Origin of the sequence: Pseudoflavonifractor capillosus (assembly GCF_016902575.1) — a bacterium.
Lineage (GTDB): Bacteria > Bacillota > Clostridia > Oscillospirales > Oscillospiraceae > Enterenecus > Enterenecus capillosus_A.
The window spans coordinates 105948-119308 of the sequence record NZ_JACSNZ010000006.1; the positions used below are offsets into that span (position 1 = coordinate 105948).

10 protein-coding genes are annotated in these 13361 nt (G+C 58.3%); 3 read left to right on the top strand and 7 right to left on the bottom strand.

Annotated features, from left to right (window positions below):
- The first annotated feature begins 11 nt into the window (after positions 1 to 11).
- Entirely contained in the window at positions 12 to 2993 is a 2982-nt protein-coding gene (locus tag H9X86_RS04155; RefSeq protein WP_204900316.1) for an ABC transporter ATP-binding protein/permease, read from the top strand.
- Between the two features lie 101 nt (positions 2994 to 3094).
- Here the strand turns inward: H9X86_RS04155 and H9X86_RS04160 are convergent, their stop codons facing one another.
- The 5 genes from H9X86_RS04160 to H9X86_RS04180 all read right to left on the bottom strand — a co-directional run bounded on the left by H9X86_RS04160 (position 3095) and on the right by H9X86_RS04180 (position 6750).
- Complete coding sequence (locus tag H9X86_RS04160; protein WP_204900317.1) at positions 3095 to 3556, bottom strand: CD1247 N-terminal domain-containing protein; 462 nt, start codon at positions 3554 to 3556, stop codon at positions 3095 to 3097.
- A gap of 50 nt (positions 3557 to 3606) precedes the next feature.
- Complete coding sequence (gene efp / locus H9X86_RS04165; RefSeq protein WP_087253368.1) at positions 3607 to 4170, bottom strand: elongation factor P; 564 nt, start codon at positions 4168 to 4170, stop codon at positions 3607 to 3609.
- Between the two features lie 147 nt (positions 4171 to 4317).
- Positions 4318 to 5385, bottom strand: coding sequence for a M24 family metallopeptidase (locus H9X86_RS04170; protein ID WP_204900318.1), 1068 nt, complete (start codon positions 5383 to 5385; stop codon positions 4318 to 4320).
- A 16-nt stretch (positions 5386 to 5401) separates the two neighbouring features.
- Complete coding sequence (locus H9X86_RS04175; RefSeq protein WP_204900319.1) at positions 5402 to 6250, bottom strand: TIM barrel protein; 849 nt, start codon at positions 6248 to 6250, stop codon at positions 5402 to 5404.
- Positions 6247 to 6750 (bottom strand): YqeG family HAD IIIA-type phosphatase, encoded by a 504-nt coding sequence (locus tag H9X86_RS04180; RefSeq protein WP_204900320.1) that lies wholly within the window; start codon positions 6748 to 6750, stop codon positions 6247 to 6249. The genes H9X86_RS04175 and H9X86_RS04180 overlap by 4 nt, the downstream gene beginning before the upstream one ends.
- Before the next feature lie 91 nt (positions 6751 to 6841).
- Between H9X86_RS04180 and H9X86_RS04185 the strand changes: the two genes are divergently transcribed.
- Positions 6842 to 7603, top strand: a complete 762-nt coding sequence (locus H9X86_RS04185; protein WP_204900321.1) for a hypothetical protein — start codon at positions 6842 to 6844, stop codon at positions 7601 to 7603.
- Positions 7604 to 7646: 43 nt separating this feature from the next.
- Here H9X86_RS04185 and rpsU read toward each other — a convergent pair whose 3' ends face one another.
- Positions 7647 to 7829: a 30S ribosomal protein S21 gene (gene rpsU / locus H9X86_RS04190; protein WP_087253080.1), complete on the bottom strand. Its 183-nt coding sequence runs from the start codon at positions 7827 to 7829 to the stop codon at positions 7647 to 7649.
- Positions 7830 to 8149: 320 nt separating this feature from the next.
- Here rpsU and H9X86_RS04195 point away from each other — a divergent pair, with 320 nt between their 5' ends.
- The gene (locus H9X86_RS04195; protein WP_204900322.1) at positions 8150 to 10384 is read left to right on the top strand and encodes a transglutaminase domain-containing protein; all 2235 of its coding nucleotides are present in this window, start codon (positions 8150 to 8152) and stop codon (positions 10382 to 10384) included.
- Between the two features lie 391 nt (positions 10385 to 10775).
- Here the strand turns inward: H9X86_RS04195 and leuS are convergent, their stop codons facing one another.
- Positions 10776 to 13202 carry a leucine--tRNA ligase gene (leuS, locus tag H9X86_RS04200; RefSeq protein WP_275962059.1) on the bottom strand — a complete coding sequence of 809 codons (2427 nt, stop codon included), beginning with the start codon at positions 13200 to 13202 and terminating at the stop codon, positions 10776 to 10778.
- Positions 13203 to 13361: the final 159 nt, after the last annotated feature.

Consider the following 13361-nt stretch of genomic DNA (forward strand, 5'->3'; position numbering starts at 1 on the left):
AGGAGGTTTCTATGCTCAAGCTAACCAACATCCGTAAGACCTACACCGTGGGCGACCTCACCGTGGATGCCCTGCGTGGGATAAGCCTGGAGTTCCGGGACAATGAGTTTGTCTCCATTCTCGGCCCCTCCGGCTGCGGGAAAACCACCACGCTGAACATCATTGGCGGTCTGGACCGATACACCAGCGGCGATCTCATCATCAACGGTCGCTCCACTAAGGAATACACCGACAGCGACTGGGACACCTACCGCAACCACTCCGTGGGCTTTGTCTTTCAAAGCTACAACCTGATCCCCCACCAGACCATCCTGGCCAATGTGGAACTGGCCCTGACCCTGTCCGGGGTGTCCAAGTCCGAGCGCCGCCGCCGGGCCCAGGAGGCCCTCAGTCAGGTGGGACTCAGCGACCACATGCACAAGCGGCCCAACCAGCTCTCCGGTGGCCAGATGCAGCGGGTGGCCATTGCCCGGGCCCTCATCAACAACCCGGACATTCTTCTGGCCGACGAGCCCACGGGAGCTTTGGACAGTGAGACCTCGGTGCAGGTGATGGATCTGCTGCGGGAGGTGGCCCGTGACCGACTGGTCATCATGGTCACCCACAACCCGGAGCTGGCCCAGGCCTATTCCACCCGCATCATCCAGCTCAAAGACGGCGAGGTGATCCACGACTCTGACCCCTATGAGAGTCAGACGGAGACCCCCACCCTCACGGGCAAGCAGGCCAAGGCAGGGAAAAAGACCTCCATGTCCTTCCCCACCGCCCTGTCTCTGTCCCTGAACAATCTGATGACCAAGAAGGGACGCACCTTCCTCACTGCCTTTGCCGGCTCCATTGGCATCATCGGCATTGCCCTCATCCTCTCTCTGTCCTCGGGCATCAACAAGTATATCACCAAGGTGCAGCAGGACACCCTCACCAGCTACCCCATCACCATCCAGGCGGAAAGCGTGGATATGACCTCCATGCTCACCTCCCTGATGGGTGTGGATGACCAGGAGGAGGGCACAGAACCCCGGGAGGAAGACCGGGTGTACACCTCCACCGTCATGTACGACATGATGGACTCCATGATGAACGCCGAGACAGTGACCAACAATCTAAAGGCCTTCAAGGAGTACCTGGAGGAGGGTGGCGGCGGCATCACCGACCTGGCCCAGGTGTACTACGGCTACGACTTCCAGTTTGATATCTACAACAAAGACCCCGACGGCACGGTGGTAAAAAGCGACGTGATGGCAGCTATGGAGACCGCCATGGGCTCTCTGTACGGGGGCGACTACACCGCCTACTTTGACTCCATGGGGGCCATGTATGAGAGCTTTGACGTATGGCAGGAGCTGCTGCCCGGGGAGGGCAACGAACTCATTGCCCCTCAGGTCAAGGATCAGTATGAGCTGCTCTACGGCCAGTGGCCCCAGGAGAAAAACCAGGTCATCCTCTTTGTGGACAGCAACAACCAGGTCTCCGATCTGATGCTCTACGCCCTGGGGCTGGTGTCTGTGGACGAGATGAACGAGACCCTGGCTGCCATTCAGGCGGGAGAAGATGTGGAAGTAGAGGATCAAAGCTTTAGCTATGAGGAGCTGTGTGAGACCCAGTTCAAGCTGCTTCTGCCCTACGAGCGCTATCAGTACGATGCAAACACCGATACCTACACCGATCTCACCGCCACCCAAACCGGACTGGAGATGCTCTACAACTCCAGCCAGACCGGCATTGTGCTGGACGTAGTGGGTGTAGCCCGTTCCGACAGCAGCGGCGGCATGATGTCCGGCTCCCTGGGTTATACCCACGCCCTGACCCAGTACGCCATTGAGGAAACCGCCAACTCGGATCTGGTGAAAGACCAGCTGGCCAACCCCGACACCGATGTGATCTCCAACCTGCCCTTCCGCCAGGAGGGAGAGGCCACCCCCACGGACCAGGAGAAGGCCCAGGCCATTGGGGAATATCTGCTCACCCTGGATCAGCAGGCTCAGGCGGAAGCCTATGTAGACGGGGCCAGTCAGCCCAGCCAGACCTATGTGGATGACACAGTGAACGCCCAGATGGCAAACATCACCCGGGAAGACATTGAGGCCATGATCTCCCAGGAGTACGCCGCCCAGATGGGGGTGGATGCCGCAACCCTGGACGAGTATATTGCAGGTATGAGTGACGAGGAGCTGTTTGCCCAGGTGGAGGAGGCCATGGCCGCCCAGATCCGGGAGCAGTACGCCGCAGCGGTGAAAACCCAGCTCTCCGCTCTTCCCGCCGCTCAGCTCTCCGCCATGCTCACCCAGGCGGTGAATCAGGGGCCCAGCGACCAGGGCTTGACGATGACACAGTTTGTCTATCTCTATGACAACTATATGCCCCCCACCCACTCCGACTCCACCTACCAGGACAATCTGGAGCTCATGGGGTATGTGGATTTGGACTCCCCTTCTACCATCAGCCTTTACGCTGATACCTTTAAGGAAAAGGATGAGATCGCCGACCTCATCACCGCCTACAACCAGCAGGTGGCTGAGGAGGATCAGATCAACTACACCGACTATGTGGCCCTGCTCATGAGTTCCATCACCGATATTATCAGCGGTGTGAGCTATCTGCTCATTGGCTTTGTGTCCATCTCCCTGGTGGTGTCCTCCATTATGATCGGCATCATCACCTATATCTCGGTACTGGAGCGCACCAAGGAGATCGGCATTCTCCGTGCCGTGGGTGCTTCCAAAAAGGATGTGTCTCGGGTGTTTAACGCCGAGACCCTCATTGTGGGTCTGGGTGCGGGTGTGCTGGGCATTGTAGTGACCCTTCTCTTGAACATCCCCATCAATGCCGCCATCCACGCCGCCACAGGCCTTGTGGACCTCACCGCTGCCCTGCCCCCGGTGGGCGGCGCCATTCTGGTGGCCATCAGCGCCATTCTCACCATCCTGGCTGGACTCATTCCCGCCCGGCTGGCCGCTAAGAAAGACCCCGTGGAGGCGCTGCGCAGCGAGTAAGCACACCCAACATCTGCAAAAGGGCCTGTTGCAAAACAGGCCCTTCTTTTTTGTATATTGAAAACCCCCTGTGGCATCAGCCACAGGGGGTTTTCAAATACTTACTCGTGGTCGTGATCGCAGCCGCAGTCACAGCCGCAGCCGCACTCATCGTCCTCGCCGTCGAAGTCCAGAGCGAACTTCTGGCCGCACTTGGGACAGTCGATGACACCGGCCTCCAGCACTTCGTCGTCGATCACCAGACCCTCCCCGCAGTTGGGGCAGTCCACCTCGAAGAAGTCCTCATCGTCCAGGTCGTCGTCCAGCTCGTGGTCACAGCAGCAGTCGTCCTCATCGTCCTCGTCGCTTACGATGGCCTCCACATCGGCCAGGTCATCGGAAATGGCGTCGATCTCCTCACCAAACTCGTCCAGAGTGGCATCCACAGTGTCCAGCTGGTCGCCGATCTCCTTGAGGACATCCAGCATCTCAGCCAAAATCTTGGCCTCGCCGTTCTCGGACTTGTCCAGGCCCATGCCGTCAAACATACCCTGGATATACGCAACCTTCTCAGAAATGGTCATGATGATATCTCCTTCCAGTGTGCAAAATGAGTGGATTGGAATGGATTCAATTAGCCCTTGCAGCGCTCCATATACTCGCCGGTGCGGGTATCGATGCGAATCCGGTCGCCGGGGTTGATGAACAGGGGCACCTTGATCTCAGCACCAGTCTCCAGGGTGGCGGGCTTGGTCACGTTGGTGGCGGTGTCGCCCTTGAAGCCGGGATCGGTCTCGGTGACCTCCAGGTCCACGAAGTTGGGGGGCTCCACGCCGAACACGCTGCCCTTGTAGGACATGATCTTGCAGGACATGTTCTCCTTGACGAACTTGAAGTTGTCGCCCAGCACGTCCTTGTTGATGGGCATCATGTCATAGGTCTCCATGTCCATGAAGTAGTACAGATCGCCGTCGTTGTAGCTGTACTCCATCTCCTTGCGGTCCACGAAAGCCTGCTCAAACTTAGCAGTGGGGTTGAAAGAAGTCTCGGTGACAGCACCAGTGATGACGTTCTTCATCTTGGTACGCACGAAAGCGGCGCCCTTGCCGGGCTTGACGTGCTGGAACTCCACAACCTGCATCACCTTGCCGTCCATCTCAAAGGTCACGCCGTTGCGGAAATCGCCTGCGGTAATCATTGCCATTGGTCTCGTCCTCCAGTATTAAAAGTTTGGGATTCCAAATATAAGTCACTGTATTATACCCCATCCCCCCTTTTTTTGCAAGGGGGTGGGCCACAATTCTGGTCGGGAAATGGAGAATTTCCCTTGTGCCAGTTGCCCAGATTACAGGATGATCAGCTCCTTGGGGGAAGCAGTGATGTCCACGCACCCCTCGTCGGTGAGCCAGAGCACATCCTCAATGCGCACACCGAACTTGCCAGGCAGATAGATACCGGGCTCGGCGGACAGCGTGGCCCCGGCGGGAATGGTCTGGGTCCAGAGGGGGGAGAAGCGGGGATTTTCGTGGATCTCGATGCCCAGGGAGTGGCCGAAGCCATGTCCGAAGTATTCCCCGTAACCGGCATCAGCAATCACCTTTGCAGCGGCATGGTGCACCACGTCACCGGTGACACCGCCGTGGGCGGCGGCAATGCCCGCCAGCTGGGCCTTCAGCACCGTGTCATACACCAGCCGCATCTCGTCGGTGGGCTCACCCACAGCTACAGTGCGGGTCATGTCGGAGCAGTAGCCCCCCACCACACAGCCAAAGTCCATGGTGACAAACTGACCCTTTTCAATCACCGACAGGCCGGGCACGGCGTGGGGCTTGGAGCCATTGGCGCCGCTGGCCACGATGGGGTCGAAGGAATTGCGCTGGGCGCCCTTGCTGGCCATGATGTAGGTCAGACGGGCGGCAATCTCGCTCTCGGTGACACCGGGCTTGACATAGTTCAAAATCTCGGTGAAGGCCTCGTCGGTGATGCGCTGGGCCTCACGCATGACGGCCAGCTCCTCCTCGTCCTTGACCATACGCAGACGGGTCAGCAGGTCAGAGGCAGCCACCAGCTCCACTCCAGGCAGAGCCTGGCTCCACAGGTTGTACTGAGCCACATTCATCCCCTCGTCCTCAAAGCCCAGGCGGCGGATGTTGTGGGCGGCCACCAGGGACAGCACCAGCTGGCGATAGGTCTGGCCAGAGCGCAGCACGTCCACGTGTGCCCCGGTGATCTCCTGGTTGGCGGCTTCGATGTACCGGGAGTCGGTGTAGTACCAGCACTCCTGGGGGGTGATGAGGGCCACGCCCTCCCCGTGGAAGCCCATGGCGTAGAACTCGCCGGGCTCAGAGGTCACCAGCATGGCATCCAGTCCCAGGTTGGGCAGCTCCTTGGCAATATTCTTGATGTGATTCATCTCAAAGACTCCTCTCTTACAAATAACTTTGATAAATGCGTTTCATGGTCACGGCATCCTCCGCCTGGGTGCCGGCACTCTCACAGATAAAGGTGGGGCTCCACCCCCGACGGGCCACTGCTTGGGCCAGCGGCTCCCAGGCTGGGCCATAGCCCCCGTCATCGTCAAAGGTGCGGTGGCACTTCTCCCCGCCGTTGGGGGTAAACTCGATGTGGGAGAAGTGGCTGTGGAAGCGGCTGGCTCGGTCTGCTCCCAGCTCCGATTCCATGCGGGATAGCATCCGCTCCACCGCCTCAGCCCCCTCATCGGCTCCCAGAGAGCGGGCGTAAAGGTGGCCAAAGTCCACGCAGGGAATGAGGCTCTCGTGTACCTGGCACAGCCGCAGCACCTCGTCCAGATCCCCCAGCTGGTTGATTTTCCCCATGGTCTCCGGGCACAGAGTGATGTGGCCAAAGCCCTGATCCTCACACACTGCCACGATCTCCTTCAAAAAGGGCAGAGCAATGGCCATGGCCTCCTCCCGGGTGCGTTTCATCAGAGCACCGGAGTGGATCACCACCCGTGTTGCCCCCATCTGGTCTGCCACCAGACAGCTGGAGGTGATATAGCCGATGGTCTTCTCCTGAGACTCCGGGTCTGGGTTTGCCAGGTTGATGAAGTAGGGGGCGTGGAGGGACAGGGCAATCCCGTGCTCCCGGGCCTTTTGCCCCAGAGCCACAGCGGTGTCCTCCTTCACCCGCACCCCCTTGCCGCACTGGTACTCGTAGCAGTCCAGCCCCAGCTCTTGCAGCCACCGTGGCGCATCCACCGAAGACTTATAGGGGAAGCTCTCAGCATTGCCCGCAGGGCCGAATTTGGCACTCACAGCGTTTCACCTCCTGTGGACAGAAGCCGGAAGGGCAGCTCAATGGCATAACGCACATAGCGCCCCGGGTTGCCCGCCAAGCGAATGGGCTTGACCAAAATGGTGGTCACTCCCGCCCGGTTGCCCCCCAGTACATCGGTGAACACCTGATCTCCCACAATGGCAGTCTCCTGAGGCGTCACCCCCATCTGCTCCATAGCTTTGAAAAAGGAGGGTCTCTTGGGCTTGCCGGCATGGCCGATGTAGGGCACATCCAGCCCCTGGGCAAAGGTGCGGGGACGGGGCTCATGGCGGTTGTTGGACAGCACAAACAGCTGCACGCCATGGGCAGCCAGATCGTCCCGCCACCGCTTCATCTTCTCGTCAGGTAAAGGCACCCCGTAGGGCACCAGGGTATTGTCCAGGTCTGCCAGCAGCAGCCGGATGCCCCGGCGCTGCAAAGCCTCCCCCGTCAACTCGTATACATTGTCAGCCATCAGGCTGGCTCGAAATAAGGGCATAGCTCACCTTCTATTCTGCTCAAGCCGAGCATAAAATTCCAATGAGATATGTTATCACAAAACCACTTCACTCACAAGGGGGAAACCTACTATGACCCAAGTGCTCCTGGCGGTGCATCCCTCCGCCAACCTCTCCCATCCCCAGGCCACCGCCGCACACATGGCCTATCGCATCGGGCCAGGCCCCAAGCTGCTGGGCATCCGACTGCCGCCCCAGCTGCGAGGGGGTGTGATGCTGCTGGACTGTCGGGACTGGGACGGCAGCGGCGACCCCATCCCCTGCTGCCGCCAAATTCTGTGGGAATGCCGCCACCGGGGGTATTCCGGCATCATCTGCGACTTTGAGGGTGCCCCGGTGGGCAGCCTGAGCCGCCTCATCCACATCTTAGACCGAAACTGTCAGGCCCAGGGGTGGACGTTGGACGTGCCGGCCCAATTTTCCTCCTTCGCCCCGGGTGGACGGGTGCTCATCTCCTCGGTGGTCACCTCCGGCACTTTGCGGCGGCGGCTCCAGGAAGCAGTGGAACGGTACGGGGCACCCCGCACCACCCTGGCGGTGGAGTGGGCCAGAGAGGACTTCCCCCTCCCCGCCCAGCACCGGGGCACCCCCATCTCCCGCCAACACCTGGAAGGACAGATCCAGCGCCTGCAACCGGCGATGTTCTATGACCGTGGGATGTGCCAGCACTACTACACCTACATGGCCGCCGGGGGACAGGCCCACTTCGTTCTCTATGACACCCCCCAATCCGTACACGCCAAGGTACAGCTGGCCCGGGATATGCACCTGGGGGCAGTTCTCCTCCCCGGCCCTGATGTGGAGGGCTGCCTGGAACAAATCCTGACAACATAGAAAAAGACCGTTGCAGAACCCTCTGCAACGGTCTTTTAGCTCATCAATAGAACTTCTTGCGGTTCTTACGAGCGGCCTCGCTCTTCTTACGGCGCTTGACGCTGGGGCTGTCGTAGAACTCGCGCTTACGCACCTCAGCCAGCACGCCGGACTTGGCGCAGCTGCGCTTGAAACGCTTCAGAGCGTTCTCCAGAGACTCGCCCTCACGGACATGAATTTCGGACATCTATATTTCCCTCCCTCCGAGGCATCCGGCTTGATCCAGGATGCTTTAAGGGCCATTCGATATGGCTTTAACAGTGGTATTATATGAAAAACAACTCCACTTGTCAACCACTATTTCTTATTTTATAAAACGGGTCTGTTTTGGTATGTTTTTCCCTCAAAAACCTCAGTCATCCCCTCATCCCGTATCTTTTGTTCCACAACCAGAAAATTCGCATATATTCTTCAAATTTTTGGTGAAATTTTCTCATTCCCCATTGTATCTCACCATCTGCCTATGATATAATAGAGCCACTCTTATGGAAAGGAATGGAGACACACATGAAACCAATCAGCTTACGCATGATCGCGCTCTCCCTGGCAGGTGCACTGGTCCTGTCCATTGGCGTGTCCGGTGTGGCATATGCCGAGCCCGGAACGTTACCACCCGTGAACGCCTTGGGCACCAACCAGGAGCTGGTGGCTATGCTGGAGCAGACCAACCCTAAGACCTATGTGGCCCACGATGACATCATCATCACTCAACCGCAGTTTGAGGAGATCGGTGCAAAAGCCCGGGAGGTCACCGACGGCATTACTGATGACTTCCAGAAAGTGGTCGCTATTGAGGACTTTGTCAACAGGCACATCACGTATTCTACCAATGTTGCAGATCAAAACGCCTACACTGCCTTTACGGAGAAAAAAGGAATCTGCCAGGCCTATTCCAACCTGACCAAGGCCATGCTCTCCTATCTGGGCATCCCCTGTGTCCTGGTCAACGGAAATTCCTCCGGCGGCGGCCACGCCTGGAACATGGCCTATACAGAAAATGAAGGATGGATCTTTGTGGACTCCACCTACAGCTGGGATATAGTGAGCACCGATGTAGCAGAGTTTAGCAAGAGTCATCAGCCGTATTATTGTGACAGCATCCAGGAAAAAGAGGGAGACTACATTTTCACCTACTTCAATGGCGTGGCTGTCCGCGACTATCTGGGTAACGATACCACGTTGGACATTCCCGACAAGTTCCGGGACGTTTCCACCACTGCGCTGGATGTCGATGTACGTAATTGGGCCAATGCCGACACTTTCAAAAGCATCTCCTTCCCCGCCACCCTGAAAAACATCGACCAAATTGACTATGCCTTCAACAGCTTTACCAGCCTGGAGGAGTTCCAGGTGGCCGAAGACAACCCCTTCTTCACCTCTGAGGATGGCGTACTCTACAACCGCGATCAGACTCAGCTGTTGGTCTATCCCGCTGGAAAGACAGACAAAGCCTTCCAGGTGCCTGACACCGTCACCACCTTGGGCGAGTGTGTGTTCCAGAAAAATGCCAACCTCAAGCACGTTCTCATTTCCGACAAGGTGGCTGTACCTGCCAAGGGTGGGTTGTTCTACGACAATAACACCATCACGGTATACGCTTCTGCTACTAGCCCCGCCGGTCAGTATGCGACGAACAACAACATCACCTTGAAAGATCCTGATGCATTCCCCACGCACATTCACAACCTCACCGCAGTACCCAAAAAGGATTCCACCTGCACCGTCAAGGGCAACATTGACTACTGGTACTGCAAGGGGTGCGACAAGTACTTCTCCGACGCTGAGGCCAAGACCGAGATCAGCAAGGACAAGACCGAGCTGCCCCTGGCCCAACACAAGACCCAGCTTGTGGGTAAGAAAGATGCCACCTGCACCCAGGAGGGCTACACCGGCGATCTGGTGTGTACCGAGTGTAAGACTGTGGTAGAGAAAGGCGAGGCCATTGCCAAGCTGCCTCACACCACCCAGCTGGTGGGCAAGAAAGATGCCACCTGTACCCAGGAGGGCTACACCGGCGATCTGGTGTGTACGGAGTGCGACACCGTGGTGGAAAAGGGCGAGACCATCCCCGCCAAGGGCCACAACTATGAGGACGGCGTGTGCACCGTGTGCGGCGCTGAAGATCCCGACCATGTGGAGCCCACCGATCCTGTGGAGCCTTCCCAGCCCGTGCAGCCCTCCCAGCCTGTGGAGCCTTCCGAGAAACCTCAGGGCACCGTGACGTTGGACAACAACACCGGCTATCAGATCACCACAGGCAACGCCGACAAGGTGTTTGACAAGAACACGGTCATCGCCGTGGAGTCCGTCACTGCTGGCAATATCTATACCACCGTGGAGAAAGCCCTTAAGGGCGTGGTGGCTGATATGAAGGACACAGCCATTCTGGAGATCACCGCCACCCTGGACGGCAAGAGCGTCCAGCCCGACGGCAATGTGACTATGACCTTCCAGATCCCCCAGCACCTGTCCGTTGACCACCTGAAGCTGTACTATGTGGCAGAAAATGGTGAGAAGGAAGAGATCGCCATCACCGTGAACAAGGATGCCCGCACCGCCACCGCCAGCCTGGAACACTTCAGCACCTATGTGCTGGCCAACGTGGTGGTGGACGAGGACGGTAGTAAGGTGCCTCCCACTGGAGACAACAGCCAAGTGATGGTATATGCGTCTGTGCTGGCTCTGGCTGCCGCAGCCTTCATTATCATTTCCGCCGTAGCTGTGAAAAAGCGCACCCGCTAATCCCCCTGTGTGTTCTCTCACAAGTCCATAGCAAACCAAAACCCCTGGAAGCTGACGCTTCCAGGGGTTTTGAGCGTGTCGAAAACTTCGACACGCTTCTCAAAAATGCGAGCATTTTTTCGAGGGGATGCAGCCCGCTGCATGCAGCCTTGGGTCAACGGGCGACCCAAGGCCACACTGGCGGGCTGAGAAGTGTTTTTTCCGATGCACATGTCCCCGAAAAAAACAGATTTCAATTTGTTTTCCCGCCTACGGGCGGGAAAACTCTGCCGAGGGCTTTCCCCCATGCAAGATGGCCACAACTTCTTGCATAACTTTAGTGTTTTTTGACAGTCTGCAAAACCCCTGGAAGCTGACGCTTCCAGGGGTTTTTTCTAATCTACAAAGGAGATCAGGGCTTCACAATGAGGTTAACCAGACGGCCGGGCACCACAATGGTCTTCACCAGGTTCATGCCCTGGGTGAACTTCTGTACCTTCTCGTCGGCCTGAGCGGCGGCCACGATGGCGTCGTTGTCGGCATCGGCAGGCACCTGGATGTTGGCACGCACCTTGCCGTTGACCTGCACCACCAGGTTGAGGACACTGGCCACAGTCTTGCTCTCGTCGTACTCCGGCCAGGGCTGCTGGCAGACAAAGCCCAGCTGAGCGTTGTAACCCAGCATCTCCCACAGCTCCTCGGCAATGTGGGGAGCGAAGGGGGACAGGATGGTGATGAGGGCCTTCATATCGCCCTTGGTGCAGCCATTCTGGCCGAACTCGTTGACCAGACTCATCATGGCGGCAATGGCGGTGTTGAACTTCATGCCCTCGATGTCGTCGGCCACCTTCTTGATGCACTTGTGGAGGGAGGCGGCGTTGGCCTGGGACTGGTTCTCGTCGTCCTTGCAGCTCTCAGCCAGGTTCCACACCTTGTCCAGGAACCGCTTACAGCCCTTCACGGCGTTGTCAGACCACACAGCGGCCTGCTCAAAGTCGCCGATGAACATGATATACAGCCGCAGGGTATCGGCGCCGTACTGGGCCACGATGTCGTTGGGGTTGACCACATTGCCCCGGGACTTGGACATCTTCTCGCCGCCCTCGCCCAGGATCATGCCGTGGCTGGTGCGCTTCTGATAGGGCTCCTTGGTGGGCACAACCCCGATGTCGTAGAGGAACTTGTGCCAGAAGCGGGAGTAGAGCAGATGCAGGGTGGTGTGCTCCATGCCGCCGTTATACCAGTCCACGGGAGCCCAGTAGTCCAGGGCCTCCTTGGAGGCCAGGGCCTTGTCGTTGTGGGGGTCCATATAGCGCAGGTAGTACCAGCTGGAGCCAGCCCACTGGGGCATGGTGTCGGTTTCCCGACGGGCGGGGCCACCGCACTTGGGACAGGTGGTGTTGACCCAGTCGGTCATCTTGGACAGGGGGGACTCGCCGTCGTCGGTGGGCTCGTAGCTGTCCACATCGGGCAGCAGCAGGGGCAGCTGATCCTCGGGCAGAGGCTCCCAGCCGCACTTGTCACACCACACCATGGGGATGGGCTCGCCCCAGTACCGCTGGCGGGAGAACACCCAGTCACGGAGCTTGAAGTTGACCTTGGCCTCGCCAATGCCCTTCTCCTCCAGCCACTTGGTAATGGCGGGGATGGCATCCTTGACCGTCATGCCATTGAGGAAGTCGGAGTTGACCATGATGCCGGTCTCGTCCTTGGCGGTGAAGGCGGCCTGCTGCACGTCCTCACCGCCGGACACCACCTCGATGATGTCGCAGCCGAACTTCTTGGCAAAGGCCCAGTCACGGTCATCGTGGGCGGGCACGGCCATGATGGCGCCGGTGCCGTAGGTGGAGAGCACATAGTCAGAGATGAAGATGGGGATCTCCTTGCCGTTGACGGGGTTGATACCTGCCACGCCGGAGAGCTTCACGCCGGTCTTCTCCTTGCTCAGCTCGGCACGCTCCAGATCGGACTTGGCAGCGGCGGCACGCTGGTAGGCCTCCACCTCGTCCACGTTGTTCAAAAGGCCCTTCTCCTTCCACTCTGCCACCAGGGCGTGCTCAGGAGCCAGCACCATGTAGGTGGCGCCGAACAGGGTGTCAGGGCGGGTGGTAAAGACCACAATGGGGTCACCGTTGGTGGAGTGGAAGGTGACCTCGGCACCGGTGGAGCGACCGATCCAGTTGCGCTGCTGGGTCTTGACCCGCTCGATGAAATCCACCTCGTCCAGATCGTCAATGAGGCGCTGGGCGTACTCGGTGATCTTCAGCATCCACTGGCTCTTCTCCTTCCGGATGACGGGGGAGCCACAGCGCTCACACACACCGTCCACCACTTCCTCGTTGGCCAGCACACACTTACAGGAGGTGCACCAGTTCACCGGCATGGTGGCCTTGTAGGCCAGGCCGTGCTTGTACAGCTGGAGGAAAATCCACTGGGTCCACTTATAGTACTTGGGGTCGGTGGTGTCGATGACCCGATCCCAGTCAAAGCCAAAGCCCAGCATTTTCAGCTGGCTGGTAAAGTTCTGGATGTTGTCATGGGTCACCTTGGCGGGGTGGATGTGGTTTTTGATGGCGTAGTTCTCGGTGGGCAGGCCGAAGGCATCAAAGCCCATGGGGAACAGGACATTGTACCCATCCATACGCTTTTTGCGGCAGACGATGTCCATGGCGGTATAGGGCCGGGGATGGCCCACGTGCAGGCCCTGGCCGGAGGGATAGGGGAACTCCACCAGGCCATAAAACTTCTTTTTCTCGCTGTTATCGTGGGCGGCGTAGACCTTAGCTTCCTCCCACTTCTTCTGCCACTTGGGCTCCAGGTTGGCAAAATCGTACTTCAACTTCCACACTTCCATTCAGCGGGAGCGTACACTCCCAAAAATAGTATCTGACCTCCCCAGAGGGGAGAAGTTTCACAGTCCTTTGATTATACCGTATTTTCCAGCTGTTTTCAACTGCTTCTTGCAGTCCACCCCCGATTCCTCCCCCGGCTTTCACCC